Origin of the sequence: Comamonas sp. (assembly GCF_009360615.1) — a bacterium.
Classification (GTDB): domain Bacteria; phylum Pseudomonadota; class Gammaproteobacteria; order Burkholderiales; family Burkholderiaceae_C; genus Comamonas.
In genome coordinates this window covers 1-17,584 of sequence record NZ_SPEY01000109.1, presented here as the reverse complement: position 1 = coordinate 17,584, position 17,584 = coordinate 1, and the positions used below count along the sequence as shown (strand labels likewise).

Sequence of the window (17,584 nt, the reverse complement as noted above, 5' to 3'; positions counted from 1 at the left end):
CTGGCCTTTGCAGGCCGGGTGGCGGTTGCCCATCTTTTCGAATATCAGCCCACGGCCCATGCCCAGCATGGCTGGGCGACAATAGGGCATGACTGAGGATTCTTCTGCCACCGTGACAGAGGCAGGCCCGCGCTGGCAGGGGCTGGCTGCGGTGGCTGACAGGCGCACGCGAGCCCTGGTGCTGGGGAGCTTCCCGGGCCAGAAGTCGTTGCAGCGGGCGCAGTACTACGCCCATCCGCAGAATCAGTTCTGGCCCTTGCTGCAGGCCCTGTGGCCCCGGCATCCGCAACCGGCGCGTGACGACTATGCGGGGCGCTGCGAGTGGCTGCTGGAGCGTGGCCTGGGCCTGTGGGACGTGTATGCGAGCTGTGAGCGCGAGGGCAGTCTGGACAGCGCCATTCGCCGTGCCCAGGTCAACGACTTTGCCGGGCTGCGCCTGCGCTGCCCGGATCTGCAGCTGGCATTGCACAACGGCGGCGAGAGCTACAAGCATGCGCGCCAGACCGAAGCGCTGGGGCTGACGGCGCTCAAGCTGCCATCGACCAGCCCGGCCAATGCCAGCTGGTCTTTCGATAAAAAACTGCAGGCCTGGCGCCATGCGCTGGCGGCCCATGGCCTGCTTTGAAGATTGGTGTGAAACGTGATCCGTAAAACCCGTGGCGGAGCCAAATCCGCGCAGGACAAGAATGTGGGCAGCGCCCAGGAGCTGCCCGAAGTCAGCGTCTCCGACGATGGCGATATCCGTTATCTGCATCTGGGCACGCCCTGGGTGCAGGGCTCCATGCGCATTCGCGACCCCTTCGATATCGATCTGGAGTACGTGCAGCGCATGATGGGCTGGCTGCTGTTTGCCGAGCCGGCCGAAGTTCCCCGGATGCACGCCATGCAACTGGGGCTGGGGGCGGCGGCCATCACCAAGTTCTGTCACAAGAAGCTGCGCATGAAGACCACGGCCATCGAGCTCAATCCCCAGGTGCTGGCCGTGTGCCGCAGCTGGTTCAAGCTGCCGCCCGACAGCAGCACGTTGCAGGTGGTGCTGGCCGATGCCGCCCAGGAGATCAAAAAGCCCGAATGGCAGGGCACGGTCGATGCGCTGGCGGTCGATCTCTATGACCATGAGGCAGCGGCCCCCGTGCTCGATAGCGCCGAGTTCTATGCCGATTGCCGCAATCTGCTGACCGAGGACGGGATCATGACCGTCAATCTGTTTGGCCGCTCCTCAAGCTTTGACAAAAGCCTGGACCAGATGGCCCAGGCGTTTGGCGAGGACGCGCTCTGGGCCTTTCGACCCACCCGCGAGGGCAATACCGTGGTGCTGGCCCAGCGCAGGCCGCGCGTGCTCCAGGGCACCGCGCTGGATCTGGCCTGCGACCAAGTCCAGGCGCGCTGGGATCTGAGCACCAGCCGCTGGGCCAAGGTGTTCGTGCCGGCCCGCGACGCGGAGGCCGGCCGCAAGCCGGCCAGGGCCAGGCCAGGCCGCATCGAACCGGGCGCCTCCGAGTGATTGCAAAGCCCGGGTAAAGTGATGGGCGAAGGCCTTAATGGCCGTGCATTTCTGCCGATCACAGGACCATGACGATCAGTGCCCTCTCTTCCGGTTCTGCCAGCTCCGCTTCTGCAGGGGGCGGGTCGGCATCGCGAATCCAGCAGCTGCAAAAGCAGATCAAGGATGCCACCAACGAGCTCAAGGAAGTCGCCAACAGCGACGCGGACGCCAAGACCAAGGAGCAGCGGGCGAAGCTGCTGCAGGCCAAGATCCAGATGCTGCAGGCCCAGATCGAGGCCTTGCAGAACCAGCAGGCGCAGCAAGCCCGGCAGGCTGCTCAGCGTGGCTCCGAAGCCGTTCAGTCACAGCCGGACGATGCGGTGCAGGGCAGAAGTCGCGCCAACCCGGTCCTGGGCGGGCTCGGTGGTCTGGTGGACGAATACGCCTGAGCTGCATCAGACAACAGGCTTCACCCTCCTGTAATGCACCGTCCTGATCGGGCGCATGGGCCGATGGCGGTACAGTCAGGGCAGTTTTGTTGCTGCAGCCGCCCATGTCATTGACTGAAACCATCCTGCCCCGATCCGTCAAGCCCGCCCACTACCAGGGGCCTCTGGACTGGCGCACGCTGGTGCAATGGCTGCAGGAAGACGGCGTGATCACGGCGCAGGAGGCAGAGCGCACGGTGGCGCGCTGCTCGTCCGCCGAGAGTGCGCAGCTGCCTCTGGTGCGTCTGGCCAATGTGGGCGTGGTCGGTGCCCGCACGCATCAGCCGCTGGACCTCGAAACCCTGACCCAGTACCTGGCCCAGCGCAGCGGCCTGGTCTATCTGCGCATCGACCCGCTGCGTGTGGATGTGGGCCGCGTGGGCGACATCATGAGCGCCAGCTACGCCGAGCGCCACAAGGTGCTGCCTGTGCAGGTCACGGCCAAGGAAGTCGTGATTGCCACGGCCGAGCCCTTCATCACGGACTGGGTGGGCGAAGTCGAGCGGCAGGCCCACCGCAGCGTGCGTTGCGTGGTGGCCAATCCGCAGGACATCAAGCGCTATACGGCGGAGTTCTTTGCGCTGGCCAAGTCCGTGCGTGCGGCCGAGAAGGCCGGCGGTGCAAGCGGCGGCGCGAGCTTCGAGCAGTTGGTGGAGCTGGGCAAGAGCAACAAGCAGCTCGACGCCAACGACCAGGGCGTGGTGCGCGTGGTGGACTGGCTCTGGCAGTATGCCTTCGATCAGCGCGCCAGCGACATCCACCTGGAGCCCCGGCGTGAGCAGGGCGTGATCCGCTTTCGCATCGACGGCGTGCTGCATCCGGTCTATCAGATGCCCATGGGGGTGCTGAACGCCATGGTGGCGCGCGTCAAGCTGCTCGGGCGCATGGACGTGGTCGAAAAGCGCCGCCCGCTGGACGGGCGCATCAAGACGCGCAACCCTCGCGGCGAGGAGGTGGAGATGCGCTTGTCCACCTTGCCCACGGCGTTTGGCGAGAAGATGGTGATGCGCATCTTCGATCCCGAGAACACGGTCAAGAACCTCGACGCGCTGGGCTTTAGCGCCCATGACGCCCTGCGCTGGGAAGATCTGGTCAAGCGCCCGCACGGCATCATCCTGGTCACCGGCCCCACGGGCTCGGGCAAGACCACCACGCTGTATTCCACGCTCAAGCGCGTGGCGACCGAGGAGGTCAATGTCAGCACGGTGGAAGATCCCATCGAAATGATCGAGCCCAGCTTCAACCAGACCCAGGTTCAGCCTCAGCTCGACTTCGGCTTCACCGAAGGCCTGCGCGCGCTGATGCGTCAGGACCCGGACATCATCATGGTGGGCGAGATCCGCGACCTGGCCACGGCCGAGATGGCGGTCCAGGCCGCTCTGACCGGCCATCTGGTGTTTTCCACGCTGCACACCAACGATGCCCCCAGCGCTGTCAGCCGCCTGATGGAGCTGGGGGTGCCGCCGTATCTGATCAACGCCACCTTGCTGGGCGTGCTGGCCCAGCGTCTGGTGCGTACGCTGTGCCCCGGCTGCAAGGTACGTGATGACGACGCGAGACCCGAGGATCTAGCCGAGTCGGTCAAGCCCTGGAAGCTGACCGGCAGCTACCAGCCCTACAAGCCCGTAGGTTGCGAGGACTGCCGCATGACAGGCTATCGGGGACGCATGGGTCTGTACGAGTTGCTGACGGTCACGGAGGCGCTCAAGAAGCAGATCCACGATGCCCCGTCGATGGACGTTCTGCGCCGCCAGGCCGTGCAGGACGGAATGCGTCCCCTGCGCCTGGCGGGGGCCTTGCGGGTCGCCGAAGGCGTGACCACCCTGCCGGAGGTGCTGGCCTGCACGCCGCTGATGAGCGAAATCTGACGGACCGACAGCTAGTGCTTGCTGTCATTGCGGAGCCTAGAGAAAAGCCCGGCTTGCAAGACGCCCGTCCTCGGGCAAAGAGCGTAAAACGTCAGCATTAGGGTATGCCCTTTGTAGGTGGAATCCACATCAATTTGGCATATCTATGAAACGAGAATCGCCAAGTCGTGATTTCCGTAAGGAGACGTTTTGTGAAAATCAAGAGCCAAAAAGACTTTTTCTCCGGTCTGATGTTCTTGGCCGTCGGTCTCGCATTTGCGATCGGCGCGTCCAACTACACCATTGGCACCGGTGCCCGTATGGGCCCAGGCTACTTCCCTCTGATCCTGGGTGTGCTCATGGCCATCCTGGGTGCAGCCATCTGCGTCGGCGGCCTGACCAAGGGCCCCGAAGGTGGTGACAAGATCGGTAAGTGGGCCTGGAAGCCGGTGTTCTTCGTGCTGGCTGCCAACTTTGCCTTCGGCATTCTGTTGGTGGGTGTGCCGGCTGTGGGCATCCCCCAGTTCGGTCTGATCATTGCGATCTACGCTTTGGTCTTTATCGCCAGCATGGCCGGTCAGACCTTCAACCTCAAGGAAACAGCCATCCTGGCCACCATTTTGGCGGTCGGCAGCTATTTCGCTTTCGTGTGGGCGCTGAATCTGCAGTTCCCCGTGTGGCCTAGCTTCATCGCTGGCTAATCAGGAGCATCGTCCATGGATCTGATTCAGAACTTGTCGACGGGTTTTGGCGTGGCTTTCACGTTCCAGAACCTGATCTACTGCTTTGTGGGCTGTCTGCTCGGTACGCTGATTGGCGTGCTGCCCGGCATTGGCCCTGTGGCGACCATCGCCATGTTGCTGCCAGCGACTTATGCACTGCCTCCCGTGGCGGCGCTGATCATGCTGGCCGGTATTTACTACGGCGCCCAGTATGGAGGCTCTACCACCGCCATTCTGGTGAACCTGCCAGGTGAATCGTCCTCTGTGGTGACCGTGATCGACGGTTACCAGATGGCCCGAAAAGGCCGGGCGGGGCCCGCGTTGGCGGCAGCTGGTATCGGCTCCTTCTTCGCAGGCTGCGTGGGTACCGTGATTCTGGCTGCCTTCGCTCCTCCCCTGACCGAAGTCGCTTTCAAGTTCGGCCCTGCCGAGTACTTCTCGCTGATGACCCTGGGTCTGATCGGTGCCGTGGTGCTGGCTTCCGGCTCGCTGCTCAAGGCGATCGCGATGATCGTGCTGGGTCTGCTGCTGGGCATGGTCGGTACCGACGTGAACTCCGGTGTGGCCCGTTACAGCTTCGACATTCCTGAGCTGACCGACGGCATCGACTTCGTCGTGATCGCCATGGGTGTGTTCGGTTACGGCGAAATCATTGCCAACCTGTCCAAGCCCGACGACGAGCGCGAAGTGTTCGCCGCCAAGGTGACCGGTCTGATGCCCACAGGCGAAGACTTCAAGCGCATGATTCCTGCCATGCTGCGCGGCACGGCCCTGGGCTCGGCCCTGGGTATCCTGCCCGGTGGCGGTGCCATGCTGTCGGCCTTTGCTGCCTACACCATCGAAAAGAAGACCAAGCTGAAGCCCGGCGAAGTTCCTTTCGGTCAAGGCAACATCCGTGGCGTGTGCGCTCCCGAGTCGGCCAACAACGCCGGTTCGCAGACATCGTTCATTCCCCTGCTGACCCTGGGCATTCCTCCCAACGCCGTGATGGCGCTGATGGTGGGTGCTATGACGATTCACAACATCCAGCCTGGTCCTCAGGTGATGACCAGCAACCCGGAACTGTTCTGGGGTCTGATTGCCTCCATGTGGATTGGCAACCTGATGCTGATCATCCTGAACCTGCCGCTGATCGGCGTCTGGATCAAGCTGCTGACCGTGCCTTACCGCTGGCTGTTCCCGTCCATCGTGTTGTTCTGCGCGATCGGCGTGTACGGTACCAACAACAATGCCTGGGACGTGTGGATGGTGGGTATCTTCGGTTTCATCGGCTATGTGTTCCACAAGCTGGGTACCGAGCCTGCTCCTCTGCTGCTGGGTTTCATCCTGGGCCCGATGATGGAAGAAAACCTGCGCCGTGCCCTGCTGCTGTCGCGTGGTGACTGGTCGGTCTTCGTGACCCGCCCCATCTCTGCCTGCCTGCTGGCTGCTGCCGTGGTGCTGCTGGTCGTGGTGCTGATGCCTGCAGTCAAGAACAAGCGTGAAGAAGCCTTCGTGGAAGACTGATGGTCTTGCCCGATGGCTGAATGAAGCGCGAAAGCGGCCCGCAAGGGCCGCTTTTTTGATATGAGGACCTTTGTTTCAGGGGCCATGGATTGGGACGGCAAAATAGCTGCAGTTATTGGAAAGATTGCATGGCCTTGTCTTTATTGCCCGCGCAGCACCCCCAGCGTGTCCTGCTGCACAACGAAATTCACGCCCGTCCTGCGGAAATCATGCAGGCTCCGTTGGCCATCTCGCATATCGTGATGCTCGCCGATGGGGCCCAGCGGGAAGCCAGCCGCGAGCATGTGGCGGCCCTGCTGCGCAACCACCACCGCCCCCTGCCCGATGCAACAACCACCCATGTTCTGATCGATCTGGGTGCATTTCGCCTGCGTTGGGAGCAGCACACCGAGTTCGTGGCCTGGACCTTCACCACGCCCATGGCGCAGGCCGGTGTGGCCGATGTGCGCGAGCCCGAGACCGCCATCGACGCGGTGCCGCGCGACTGGCTGGCTGCCCTGCCGGGGCAGTGCCTGAGCAGCCTGCATCTGTGGGCTCTGAACGAGCAGGACGTGGATCCGCAGTACCTGATGCGTCACATGCTGCAGGCCGATACGCTGGTCGGCTCGCGTGTCTCTGGCGGCGCAGGCTCCATCTATACCGACTTTGCCATCCATCCCGATGGCTTCTCGCGCATGCTGCTGATGGCGGGTGCAGACCTGTCGCCGCGCCGCCTGGGGCGCCTGGTGCAGCGGGTGCTGGAGATCGAGACCTATCGCATGGCGGCGCTGCTGGGCCTGCCCGCCGCGCGCAAGGCCGCAGCCGTGCTGGCCACGGCCGAGCGGGAGCTGGCCGAGCTGGCCAATGCCATCCGCGCGGCAGACCGCGACACCGAACCGGCGCTGCTGGATCGCCTGACCCGGCTGGCCGGCCAGGTCGAGAGCGAGTATGCGGCCACGCATTCGCGCTTTTCGGCCAGCTCCGCCTATTTCGAGCTGGTGGACAGGCGCATTCAGGAAATCCAGGAGACGCGGGTGGATGGCATCCAGACCATCCGTGAATTCATGGACCGCCGGCTCACGCCTGCGCGAGCGACCTGCGAGTGGGCGACACGCCGCCAGAATGCCCTGTCCGAGCGGGTTTCGCGCGTCAGCAGCCTGCTGCGCACGCGTGTGGAGATCGAGCAGCAGCAAAGCAGTCAGCAACTGCTGGGCACGATGAACGACCGCCAGGGCACCCAGCTCAAGTTGCAGTCCACGGTGGAAGGACTGTCGGTGGCGGCCATCACCTACTACATCACGGGCCTGATCAGCTATCTGGCCAAGGGCGGGCAAAAGCTGGGCTGGCCCTGGTCGCCCGAGTCGACGGCGGCCATGGCCATTCCGGTCGTGGCATTGTGCGTCTGGTGGTCGCTGCGCAGGCTGCATCACAAGCTGTTTCATGGCCGCAGTCATTAGCAAATGAAGAGGCTGTTAGCGATTGTCAGGCAAGCGATGGATGCTATTGATTTTGAGAGTTCCGGGCGGATGGCCCGGCTTGGAAACTGTGTGAAAGGACACTGATATGGACTTTGGTATCGCCGGGCGCTGGGCCCTGGTCTGCGGCGCCAGCAAAGGTTTGGGTTTTGGTTGCGCCAAGGCTCTGGCCGAAGAGGGAGTGAATCTGGTCATCAATGCCAGAAACGACCAGGCATTGCAGCTGGCCGTGCAGAAGCTGCAAGCCATTGCTCCCCGGATCAAGGTCATCGGTGTCGCTGCAGACATCACCACGCCGCAAGGCCGCACCGCCGTGTTCGAAGCCCCCGGCGGCCCGGGCAAGGACTACGACATCGTGGTGACCAACGCCGGCGGCCCGCCCCCTGGCGACTTCCGTACCTGGGATCGAGAGGCCTGGATCAAGGCCGTGGACGCGAATATGCTGACCCCCATCGAGCTGATCAAGGCCACGGTGGACGGCATGGCCGCGCGTGGCTTCGGTCGCATCGTCAACATCACTTCGAGCGCGGTCAAGGCACCCATCGATATTCTGGGGCTGTCCAACGGTGCGCGAAGCGGTCTGACGGGGTTCGTGGCCGGACTGGCCCGTTCGGGCATTGCCGCCAAGGGCGTGACCATCAACAGCATCCTGCCCGGCAAGTTCGACACCGACCGTCTGGTGGCCACCCATCAGGCAGCGGCCGACAAGACCGGCCAGGACCTGGAGGCCGTGCGCCAGGCTCAGGCCGCCCAGATTCCCGCCAAGCGCTTCGGCACGGCCGAAGAGTTCGGTGCCATCTGTGCCTTCCTGTGCAGCCGCCAGGCCGGCTACATGACGGGCCAGAACATCCTGCCCGACGGCGGTCTGTATCCTGGCACCTACTGATCGTTGATCGAAGACTGACACGAGGAAGAGCCCGCATTGCAGGGCTCTTTTTCGTGCGCTGGCGCCTATTTGCGGGATGACACGACGATGCCGGTCACGATCAGTCCAAACGCAAGCGCGTGGTAGAGATGGGGCTTTTCGCCGAGCACGGGAATCGACAGCAAGGCCGTGAACAGTGGAATCAGATTGCCGAAGAAGCCGGCAATCGCGGGCGTGGAGCGTTGTACGCCCATGCCCCAGAAGCGGTAGGCCAGAATCGCCGGACCCACGGCGATGAACAGCAGGCTGCCGAGCAGCGGCCAGCCCGGCACCAGTCGGAACTCGCCCAGCAGCGCTTCGGCGCCGGTGAACAGGCCGGACCAGAGCAGGCCGAAAACGATCTGCGCGAGCAAAAAGCTGGCCCAGTGGGATTTCACCTCCTGAGGGCCGCTGGTGCGCGACAGCAGCCAGGTGTAGAAGGCCCAGGCGATGGTGGCCAGCACCATGAACAGGTCACCGGGAACAAAGTGCAGGGCCAGCAGCGTCTGCCAGTCGCCGCGCGACATGACCATCGCCACGCCAAGCACCGACAGCACCGCCCCGCCCATCTGCCGGCGGCTGATGCGAATGCCCCAGCACAGGCGGCCTATGCCCAGCATCCACACCGGCATGCTGGAACTCACCAGCGTCACATTCAGCGGGCTCGAGGTCTTGAGGGCCAGATACAGCAAGGCGTTGTAGCAGCCGATGCCCAGAAGTCCCAGCAGCATGTACTGTCGCCAAAGGGGCCAGATCGGACTGTCCTTGCGCAGCACCCGCCAGGCCAGCGGCAGTAGCAGCACGAAGGCGATGCACCAGCGAAAGAAGTTCAGGGCGAATGGCGAGATCAGGTCGTGTGCAAGACGACCCACAATGGCATTGCCGGCCCACAGTGCCGGAGCCAGGCTGAGCATGGCAACCGTGGCGGGTTTCAGGGGGGAATTCATGGATTGCCACTGTAACCCGCAGGCGCAGGTACTTGGTCCTGCGCAGCCATCGGACAGCGGCTGCTGGCGGCAGGTGGGCGAGCGCCAATGGTGATGCAAGCCTTCCCGTTCTACGAAGCTGAGCACAATGCAGGCCTGGGAGATTTTTCATGAAGCAGCAAATCACGCCGCCGCAGCAGCAATGGCTGCAGTCACAGCAGGCCATGGCCCGCAGGCATCCCCTGCGCCTGCGCCAGCCGCTGTGCATCGATGGACAGCAGATCGGCAGTATCGAGGAAGACTTTGCGTGCAAGCTGGGGCCCGATCTGCTGGCGGCGCATGGAATAGCGCTGAGATTGCTGACCGGTCAATGGCGGCTGGAAGGCCAGGGTGGAGCGACGGACAGACTGAACCGGCTGGCCCAGGCCATGCGCAGCGCCGGTCTTGCGGGTGCCTGGCGCAACGAACAACTGGCGGTCTGCGATGCACAGGGGCGCCAGCTGGCGACCGTGGAGCGCGCCGCCGTGCGGCCGCTGGGCATCGCCACCCGGGCCGTGCATCTGGTGGGCGTGTGTGCGGACGGAGCCCTCTGGGTGCAGCAGCGTTCCGAAGACAAGGCCAACAACCCCGGCATGTGGGACACCTTGATGGGCGGCATGGTCTCGGCGGCAGACAGTCTGACCGACGCGCTGGCGCGCGAGACCTGGGAAGAGGCCGGCCTGCGGGTGGCCGAGCTGGGCGATCTCAGGCATGGCGGCGACGTGGTGTTCGCAAGGCCCAGCGACGAGGCCGAGGGGCAGGGCTACATGGTCGAGCGCATAGACTGGTTCTCGGCCCGGGTGCCCGATGCGTTGCAGCCCGTGAATCAGGATGGCGAGGTGCAGCGTTTCGAGCGGCTGGAACTGGTCGAAGTCCAGCGCTGGATGCTGCAGGGCTGCTTCACGCCCGAGGCCTCCATGGTGCTGGCCGCCTATATGGGCTGGCAGGACGGTAGGGCGGCTGGCTCTAGCTCTCCAGGGCTGTGGACTTGAGCCGGCTGGGCGCCAGTGCCCCGGCCTGCTCCAGAATCGGGTAGGCCACCGAGCACAGCAGGGAGTTGATGCGCTTGAGGTCGCTGATCATGTCGATATGCAGAGAGCTGGTCTCGATGCTCGATACCGTGTGCTGCGACAGCCGCTCCAGGTGGGTGGCCGAGTAGGCCAGCTCCAGATCGCGAAAGCGCGCTTTTTCCTCGAGAAGCTTCTGTGCCTCGCGCACATTTCCGTTGAGAAAGACGCTCATGGCCAGGCGCAGATTGTCCAGCAGATGCTGGGTCAGTTCGTGAATCTCGAGCTTGCCGGCAGCCGAGAACTGACGGCCCTTCTTGATCTTCTTGTCTTCCAGATCCAGCAGCACGCGCTCGATGATGTCGCCGATCTGCTCCATATTGATGGTGAAGCTGATGATTTCCGTCCAGCGCTGACCTTCGCGCTCGTCGAGTTCTGCGCGTGAGATCTTGGTCATGTAGTACTTGATGGCCGAGTACAGGTCATCCACCGTGGACTCCAGGTGCCGTACCTCCTCTGACAATCTGGCATCGTCGGTCTCGGCCACTTTCTGCAGGCCGATCAGCATGGATTCCACCACGTCGGCCTGGTGCAGCGATTCGCGCACGGCGCAGGTGATGGCCAGCGAGGGGGTGGACAGGGCAGAGGGGTCGAGATGGCGGGGGCGCAGCAGCTTGGCCGCGCTTTCCTCCTCGGGCTTGGGCAGCATGGCTGTCACCCAGCGCGCCACAAGCTGGGTCAGGCCGATGAAGCAAAGGCTGTTGAAGACATTGAAAGCCAGGTGGAACATCACGACGTTCTGGCCGGCATTGGGCAGGTAGGGCTGGGCATATTGCGACCACAGTCCGATAAAGGGAGCCACGATGGCCACGCCCATGATCTTGAACAGCAGATTGCCGATGGTGACCTGTCGTTCCTCGACGGCCGATTTGGCCGTGGTCAGCGCAGCGACCAGGCCGCTGCCCAGATTGGCGCCCAGTGTCAGCCCCAGGGCCACATCGAGCGGAATGGCCCCCGAGCTGGCCATGGCCGCGATCAGCAACACCACGGCGAGGCTGGAGTAGGCCAGCACGGCCAGCACCGCGCCCAGCAGCAACTCCATGAACAGATCGCTGCTGACCGAGGCCAGCAAGGTGCGCACGGCGGGAGCCTGCAGCAGTGGCTCGGTGGCTTCCACCACCAGGCGCAGGGCCAGCAGCATCAGGCCCAGGCCGATGAGCACGCGGCCGATGCGACCGGGCTTGGAATCCTTGCGCGAGATATAAAGCACCACGCCGACAAAGATGAACAGCGGCGAAAGCCAGGACAGGTCGGTGGAGAACAGCACCGCCATCAGGGCCGTTCCCACATCGGCGCCGCGCATCACGGCCAGGGCCGAAGGCAGGGTGATCAGGCCCTGTCCTACAAAGGACGAGGTCATCAGCGATGTGGCGGTGCTGGACTGCACCAGGGCCGTGACGCCCATGCCCGAAAGTGCCGCCGAGAGCCGGTTGCTCATGCTGCGGGCGAGAATATTGCGCAGGTTTGCGCCGAAGACCTGCAGAACGCCGGTGCGAACCATCTGAGAGCCCCAGATCAGAAGGGCAATGGCTGCTAAAAGATTCAATAAATGCTTCATGTTCTGCCCGCGAAGGAGCGACCTAATATACCCCTGAGTGAGCCCTGTCTGCCGGATGCCTCACTCTTCACGCACAAAAAAGTGCGGAATAAGGAACACAATAGAACAAAAACGAATTATTTCAAACATCGTTTCTACGGATGCGAATTCAGAAAAAACTGAAACTTTTTGATGCTGGCGCTGCCTACGCTGCTATCAAAAGGTGATTTCATGATTGCTCCCATGTCCGGTGCCGTCCCCGTGGGCGTTCTTTTGATGCCGTTGTCGTTCATGGCGGGCACGGGCCTGCTGCTGTGGTGGGGCTGGCGGCTGTGGCACCTGCGGCGCGGCCAGCCCAGGCCGCCGCTGCGCATCTGGCAATGGGTGCTGGCTGTGTGGCTGTCCATATTGCTGTTTTCCACGCTGCTGGGACTGGTGCAGATGGTCTGGAGCGACCACTGTCAGGCGCAGCAGTTGAGCCGCCTGCAGAGGCTCACGCACATCACGCTGGAGCGGCCCATGGCATGGGGCGACATCACCTTGCCCGCGGGCAGCCATATCCAGCGCGATATGCCACAAGGCTCTGCAGACGGGACCGATGGGCAGCCCGATCTGCGGGGGCTGCAGGAAATACGCTTTCCCCATCCGGTGCCACTGGGCGACATATGGGTCAATGCCCTGAGCGTCCACCACCAGGTGTTGCTGGAGCTGGCCCTGCCCCACAGTTTCACGGGGCCGGTCCCCCGGACAGTCCGCTGCGAGCCCGGAAACATGCTGCAGCTGTCCCCCGTCGAGCGGCCCACGAGCTTTGACAGGAACCTGTTTCCCAGGCGCCTGAACGGTCTCGTGCTGGCGGACTGGGTGTTCGATGCCTGCTTTGTGACCACGCCTATTGGCGTGCGCTACTGGAAGGGCGGGCGGCTGGTCTGGGCCGTCGAACCTCTGTACGAGCCGGCCGAGACCGGGCAGGGCAGGGCTCCATGAACCGTGGCCCGCAGTCTGCTTTGGCGAGCGCGGCCTGGTTCATGGGGGGCAGCCGGTGCCTATGGCTTGCGAGTTCGGGTGCGTCTTGCGCGCAGCAGCTCGTCGAGGATCAGGAGGGCGGCGCCCAGCGTGATGCCCATATCGGCCACGTTGAAGGCCGGGAAGTGGCGGCTACCCCAGTAGAAGTCGAGAAAGTCCACCACGTAGCCATGTTGCAGACGGTCCACCACATTGCCGATGGCTCCGCCCAGGATGCTGGACAGTGACAGGCAGAACAGCTTCTCGCCGGGGTGCTTGTGCAGTTGCCAGACGATGAGCACGGTGGCGATCGCGCCGATGCCCACGAACAGCCAGCGCTGCCAGCCGCTGCCGCCTGCGAGGAACGAGAAGGCAGCGCCGGTGTTGTGCGCGCGCACGATGTTGAAGAAGCTGGTGAGGGGAGTCCAGTCCCCATACTGGTAGTGGTTCAGAATCATCTGCTTGGTGATCTGATCCACGCCGATGATGACAAGCGCCCACAGCAGCCAGGGCCAGATGCGGGCAAGGCCTGCGGAGGATGTCTGGGTGTTGCTCATGACAGCTCTTTTGCTAGATTTCTTGATAGCGGGTAGCGCTTGATTCAAAGTTGTTTCAGCATGATTCGTTGCTGAAAGCAGCTGCCAGCAAGCGCTGGCAGCTCACTCTTTGAAGGATCACGCCTTGGTGCGGACTTCGCCCGCGCCGTGCAGATTGCTGTCGCAGCGGCCGCAGATCGTGGGGTGCTCGGGATTCACGCCCACGTCTTCGCGGTAGTGCCAGCAGCGCTCGCACTTGGCGTGCTCGCTGGCCTTCACGGTGGTGGTCAGGGCATCGCCGGCCACGGCAGTCGCTGCCGAGGTGATGAAGACGAACTTCAGATCGTCCTTGAGGCTTTGCAGCAGGGCCAGGTCTTCGGGCTCGGCCGTGAGCGTGACTTCGGCCTGCAGGGACGAGCCCACGGCGCCGGTGGTGCGCACCACTTCGATGTCCTTGTTGACCAGGTTGCGGATCTCGCACAGGCGCGTCCACTTGGCCAGCAGGCCTTCGTCGCCGGCGGGCAGCTCGGTGAACTTTTCCAGGAAGATGGATTCGCTGTGGCCCACGATCTTCCAGGCTTCCTCGGCCGTGAAGGACAGGAAGGGCGACATCCAGCGCAGCAGCGCCTGGGTGATCTGATGGAGCGCGGTCTGGGCCGAGCGGCGTGCCAGGCTCTTGGGAGCGCTGGTGTAGAGGCGATCCTTGAGCACGTCCAGATAGAAGCCGCCCAGGTCTTCGGAGCAGAACAGCTGGATCTTGGCGACCACGGGGTGGAACTCGTAGACCTTGTAGTGGGCCAGGATCTCCTGCTGCAACTGCGCCGAGCGCGCCAGCGCGAACTGGTCGATCTCCAGCATCTCGCCGTAGGCCACGGCGTCCTTGACTGCGTCGAAGTCGCTGGTGTTGGCCAGCAGGAAGCGCAGCGTGTTGCGGATGCGGCGATAGGCGTCCACCACGCGGGCCAGGATCTTGTCGTCGATGCCCAGGTCGCCCGAGTAGTCGGTCGAAGCCACCCACAGGCGGATGATTTCCGCGCCCATCTTGCTGGACACGTCCTGGGGAGCCACGGTGTTGCCCAGCGACTTGGACATCTTCTTGCCCTGGCCGTCCACGGTGAAACCATGGGTCAGCAGGCCGCGGTAGGGCGCGCGGCCGAAGATGGCCGACGCCAGCAGCAGCGAGCTGTGGAACCAGCCGCGGTGCTGGTCGTGGCCTTCCAGGTACAGGTCGGCCTCGGGGCCCTTGTCGTGGTGGTGCTCGGGATGGGTGCCGCGCAGCACATGCCAGAAGGTGGAGCCCGAGTCGAACCAGACTTCCAGAATGTCGGTGCTCTTGGTGTAGTGCTTGGCTTCCTCGGCACCCAGGATGTCTTCGGTGCTCACGCGGCTCCAGGCTTCGATGCCGCCTTGCTCGATCATGGCCGCCGCCTGGTCGATGATCTCCATGGTGCGCGGGTGCAGGGCGCCCGTGTCCACATGCAGGAAGAAGGGGATGGGCACGCCCCAGCTGCGCTGGCGCGAGATGCACCAGTCGGGACGGCCGGCGATCATGGCGCGCAGGCGGTCCTGGCCGTTTTGCGGGTAGAAGTTGGTCTGCTCGATGGCGTCCAGCGCGATCTGGCGCAGGGTCTTCTCGGGCTTTTGCGCGGGATCGGTGAACACGCCTTCGCCCTCGTCCATGCGGATGAACCACTGGGCGGCCGCGCGATAGATGACGGGCGTCTTGTGGCGCCAGCAGTGCGGATAGCTGTGGCTGATGGTGGTGGTGTCCATCAGGCGGCCCGCGACCTTCAGGGCGTCGAGGATGACGGGCACGGCCTTCCAGATATGCTGGCCGCCGAACATGGGCAGGTCGGCCGCGTATACGCCGTTGCCTTGCACGGGGTTCAGGATCTGCTTGTAGTCCATGCCGTTGGACATGCAGCTGTTGAAGTCGTCCACGCCATAGGCAGGGGCCGAGTGCACGATGCCGGTACCGTCGTCGGCGGTGGCGTATTCGGCCAGGTACACGGGCGAGATGCGGTCAAAGCCCTTGTCCACATGGGCCAGCGGGTGCTTGAAGGGCATGTGGTCGAGCTTTTCGCCCTTGGCGGTGGCGAGCACGCGGCCTTCCAGCTTCCAGCGGGCCAGGCATTTCTCGACCAGGGCGGAGGCCACGATCAGCAGGCCGCGCTCGGTGTCCACGAGGCTGTATTCCAGATCGGGGTTGACGTTGAGCGCCTGGTTGGCAGGGATGGTCCAGGCCGTTGTCGTCCAGATGACGATGAAGGCTTGCTTGTCGAGCTTGTCCAGGCCGAATGCTGCGGCCAGTTTCGCAGGCTCGGCTGCGGGGAACATCACGTCCAGGGTCTGGCTTTGCTTGTCGGCGTATTCGATCTCGAACTCGGCCAGCGAGGAGGCGCAGTCAAAGCACCAGTACACGGGTTTGAGGCCGCGGTAGACAAAGCCCCGCTCCATCACCTTCTTCAAGGCGCGCAGCTCGGCGGCCTCGTTGGCGTAGTTCATGGTCTTGTAGGGGTGATCCCAGTCACCGAGCACGCCCAGGCGCTTGAAGTCCACCATCTGCTGCTCGATCTGCTCGGTGGCAAAGGCGCGGCTCTTGGCCTGCATCTCGTCGCGCGGCAGGTTGCGGCCATGCAGCTTTTCGATGGCGTTCTCGATCGGCAGGCCGTGGCAGTCCCAGCCCGGTGCATAGAGCGCATCGAAACCTTCGAGCTGGCGGCTCTTGACGATCATGTCCTTGAGGATCTTGTTCACCGCATGGCCGATGTGCAGCTTGCCGTTGGCGTACGGAGGGCCGTCGTGCAGGATGAACTTGGGCGCTCCGCTGCGGGCGTCGCGCAGCTTCTTGTAGATGCCGTTGTCGTCCCACTCCTTGGCCCACGCGGGCTCGCGCTTGGGCAGGTCGCCGCGCATGGGGAAGGGGGTGTCGGGCATGTTCAGCGTGGCGCGGTAAGCGGACGCTTCGGGCTTGTTGGACTTCGAGTCAGACATGGGGAACCTTGAAAGCAATGCGATGCCCGGGCAGTTCTGCCTGGGCGTGAATGGTGAGGTGAGCGCCAGTGCGCTGCTGCGCCTGGGACGTGCGAGCAGCGAGCTTCAAATTCGGTCGCGCGTGGTCTGGCGACGGGTCTCGGTGTGCGACGAGGTGTGGGACGGTATGTGGGTCGAGGCGAAAAACGCGCGTGCGTCATCGCAGTCCCTGGCGATGCCGGCCGTCAGGGCATCGAGACTGTCATACTTCAGCTCGTCGTGCAGTTTGTGCAGAAGTTCCACGCGGATGATTTTACCGTAGGCACCTTCTCCACCCAGCTGGGCGGGCCAATCGAAACAGTGGGTCTCCAGCAGCACCCGCCCGCCGTTGATGTCATTGGGGTCCAGCGAAGGGCGTACGCCCAGGTTGGCCACGCCCTGCAGCGGCAATTCCGTCAGCCCATGCACGAGCACGGCAAAAATGCCGCTGGCGGCAGGCTTCCAGTGGTCGAAGCGCAGATTCAGCGTGCGAAAGCCATCCTCGGCTCCGTGGCGGGATTCGGCCAGCTTGCGGCCCAGCTTGCGCCCATGCACGACATGGCCCGAGATGCGGTAAGGGTGACCCAGCAATTTCGCGGCCTGCTGCATGTCGCCAGAGGCCAGCGCCTCGCGCACGGCCGTGCTGGAGACGCGCAGGCCGTGGACTTCGTAGCTGTTCATGCGCGCCACATCGAAGCCCAGCGCCTGACCGGCGTTGTCCAGCATGGCGTAATCGCCGGCGCGTCTGGCGCCGAAGCGGAAGTCATCGCCCACCAGCACGTATTTGGCGCCCAGGCCCGAGATCAGCACATCCTGGATGAAGTCTTCGGGGCTCTGGCTGGCCAGAGCCTGATTGAAAGGCAGGATCACGACCTGATCGACGCCGCAGATCTCGAGCTGGCTGAGTTTGTCGCGCAGCGTGCCCACGCGGGCCGGCGCCAGCTCCGGCTTGCCCAGCTTCTGCGCGAAGTAGTCGCGCGGGTGCGGCTCGAAGGTCATGGCGCAGCTGGGGATGCCGCGCTGGGCTGCCTCGGCCTTGAGCAGGCCCAGCATGGCTT

Annotated in this window: 15 protein-coding genes; 10 read left to right on the top strand and 5 right to left on the bottom strand. The window is 63.8% G+C overall.

Annotated features, from left to right (window positions below):
- Positions 1–88: 88 nt before the first annotated feature.
- The 8 genes from E2583_RS22975 (at position 89) to E2583_RS22940 (ending at position 8,389) form a co-directional block, all read left to right on the top strand.
- Positions 89–625 carry a DNA-deoxyinosine glycosylase gene (locus tag E2583_RS22975; protein ID WP_291599018.1) on the top strand — a complete coding sequence of 179 codons (537 nt, stop codon included), beginning with the start codon at positions 89–91 and terminating at the stop codon, positions 623–625.
- A gap of 15 nt (positions 626–640) precedes the next feature.
- Positions 641–1,504 carry a spermidine synthase gene (locus E2583_RS22970; RefSeq protein WP_291599015.1) on the top strand — a complete coding sequence of 288 codons (864 nt, stop codon included), beginning with the start codon at positions 641–643 and terminating at the stop codon, positions 1,502–1,504.
- Between the two features lie 68 nt (positions 1,505–1,572).
- Positions 1,573–1,935, top strand: a complete 363-nt coding sequence (locus E2583_RS22965; RefSeq protein WP_291599013.1) for a FlxA-like family protein — start codon at positions 1,573–1,575, stop codon at positions 1,933–1,935.
- Positions 1,936–2,039: 104 nt separating this feature from the next.
- Positions 2,040–3,842 (top strand): GspE/PulE family protein, encoded by a 1,803-nt coding sequence (locus E2583_RS22960; protein ID WP_291599011.1) that lies wholly within the window; start codon positions 2,040–2,042, stop codon positions 3,840–3,842.
- Positions 3,843–4,033: 191 nt separating this feature from the next.
- Positions 4,034–4,522 carry a tripartite tricarboxylate transporter TctB family protein gene (locus E2583_RS22955; RefSeq protein WP_003058275.1) on the top strand — a complete coding sequence of 163 codons (489 nt, stop codon included), beginning with the start codon at positions 4,034–4,036 and terminating at the stop codon, positions 4,520–4,522.
- 15 nt (positions 4,523–4,537) lie between these two features.
- Positions 4,538–6,049, top strand: coding sequence for a tripartite tricarboxylate transporter permease (locus tag E2583_RS22950; RefSeq protein ID WP_291599008.1), 1,512 nt, complete (start codon positions 4,538–4,540; stop codon positions 6,047–6,049).
- A 128-nt stretch (positions 6,050–6,177) separates the two neighbouring features.
- Entirely contained in the window at positions 6,178–7,485 is a 1,308-nt protein-coding gene (locus E2583_RS22945; RefSeq protein ID WP_291599006.1) for a DUF3422 family protein, read from the top strand.
- Between the two features lie 106 nt (positions 7,486–7,591).
- Positions 7,592–8,389 (top strand): SDR family oxidoreductase, encoded by a 798-nt coding sequence (locus tag E2583_RS22940; protein ID WP_291599004.1) that lies wholly within the window; start codon positions 7,592–7,594, stop codon positions 8,387–8,389.
- 65 nt (positions 8,390–8,454) lie between these two features.
- Here E2583_RS22940 and E2583_RS22935 read toward each other — a convergent pair whose 3' ends face one another.
- Positions 8,455–9,354 carry a DMT family transporter gene (locus E2583_RS22935; protein ID WP_291599002.1) on the bottom strand — a complete coding sequence of 300 codons (900 nt, stop codon included), beginning with the start codon at positions 9,352–9,354 and terminating at the stop codon, positions 8,455–8,457.
- 149 nt (positions 9,355–9,503) lie between these two features.
- Here E2583_RS22935 and E2583_RS22930 point away from each other — a divergent pair, with 149 nt between their 5' ends.
- Positions 9,504–10,364, top strand: coding sequence for a DUF4743 domain-containing protein (locus tag E2583_RS22930; RefSeq protein ID WP_291598999.1), 861 nt, complete (start codon positions 9,504–9,506; stop codon positions 10,362–10,364).
- Here the strand turns inward: E2583_RS22930 and E2583_RS22925 are convergent.
- The gene (locus tag E2583_RS22925; RefSeq protein WP_291598997.1) at positions 10,339–11,997 is read right to left on the bottom strand and encodes a Na/Pi cotransporter family protein; all 1,659 of its coding nucleotides are present in this window, start codon (positions 11,995–11,997) and stop codon (positions 10,339–10,341) included. The genes E2583_RS22930 and E2583_RS22925 overlap by 26 nt on opposite strands.
- Before the next feature lie 210 nt (positions 11,998–12,207).
- Between E2583_RS22925 and E2583_RS22920 the strand changes: the two genes are divergently transcribed.
- Positions 12,208–12,960 (top strand): hypothetical protein, encoded by a 753-nt coding sequence (locus E2583_RS22920; RefSeq protein ID WP_291598995.1) that lies wholly within the window; start codon positions 12,208–12,210, stop codon positions 12,958–12,960.
- A 59-nt stretch (positions 12,961–13,019) separates the two neighbouring features.
- On the opposite strand, the gene lspA is transcribed toward E2583_RS22920, so the two are convergent.
- From lspA to E2583_RS22905, 3 genes are all read right to left on the bottom strand, one after another.
- Positions 13,020–13,535 carry a signal peptidase II gene (lspA, locus tag E2583_RS22915; protein ID WP_291598993.1) on the bottom strand — a complete coding sequence of 172 codons (516 nt, stop codon included), beginning with the start codon at positions 13,533–13,535 and terminating at the stop codon, positions 13,020–13,022.
- Between the two features lie 117 nt (positions 13,536–13,652).
- Positions 13,653–16,508: an isoleucine--tRNA ligase gene (gene ileS, locus E2583_RS22910; RefSeq protein WP_291598991.1), complete on the bottom strand. Its 2,856-nt coding sequence runs from the start codon at positions 16,506–16,508 to the stop codon at positions 13,653–13,655.
- A 105-nt stretch (positions 16,509–16,613) separates the two neighbouring features.
- The coding region (locus E2583_RS22905; RefSeq protein ID WP_291598989.1) for a bifunctional riboflavin kinase/FAD synthetase at positions 16,614–17,584 on the bottom strand (971 nt) is incomplete at its 5' end.

Bases quoted from the DNA above. Each gene is read 5' to 3' on its own strand.
- E2583_RS22975 (WP_291599018.1), top strand. From the start codon at position 89: ATGACTGAGGATTCTTCTGCCACCGTGACAGAGGCAGGCCCGCGCTGG.
- E2583_RS22965 (WP_291599013.1), top strand. From the start codon at position 1,573: ATGACGATCAGTGCCCTCTCTTCCGGTTCTGCCAGCTCCGCTTCTGCA.
- E2583_RS22960 (WP_291599011.1), top strand. From the start codon at position 2,040: ATGTCATTGACTGAAACCATCCTGCCCCGATCCGTCAAGCCCGCCCAC.
- E2583_RS22950 (WP_291599008.1), top strand. From the start codon at position 4,538: ATGGATCTGATTCAGAACTTGTCGACGGGTTTTGGCGTGGCTTTCACG.
- E2583_RS22945 (WP_291599006.1), top strand. From the start codon at position 6,178: ATGGCCTTGTCTTTATTGCCCGCGCAGCACCCCCAGCGTGTCCTGCTG.
- E2583_RS22940 (WP_291599004.1), top strand. From the start codon at position 7,592: ATGGACTTTGGTATCGCCGGGCGCTGGGCCCTGGTCTGCGGCGCCAGC.
- E2583_RS22935 (WP_291599002.1), bottom strand. From the start codon at position 9,354: ATGAATTCCCCCCTGAAACCCGCCACGGTTGCCATGCTCAGCCTGGCT.
- E2583_RS22930 (WP_291598999.1), top strand. From the start codon at position 9,504: ATGAAGCAGCAAATCACGCCGCCGCAGCAGCAATGGCTGCAGTCACAG.
- E2583_RS22925 (WP_291598997.1), bottom strand. From the start codon at position 11,997: ATGAAGCATTTATTGAATCTTTTAGCAGCCATTGCCCTTCTGATCTGG.
- E2583_RS22920 (WP_291598995.1), top strand. From the start codon at position 12,208: ATGATTGCTCCCATGTCCGGTGCCGTCCCCGTGGGCGTTCTTTTGATG.
- lspA (WP_291598993.1), bottom strand. From the start codon at position 13,535: ATGAGCAACACCCAGACATCCTCCGCAGGCCTTGCCCGCATCTGGCCC.
- ileS (WP_291598991.1), bottom strand. From the start codon at position 16,508: ATGTCTGACTCGAAGTCCAACAAGCCCGAAGCGTCCGCTTACCGCGCC.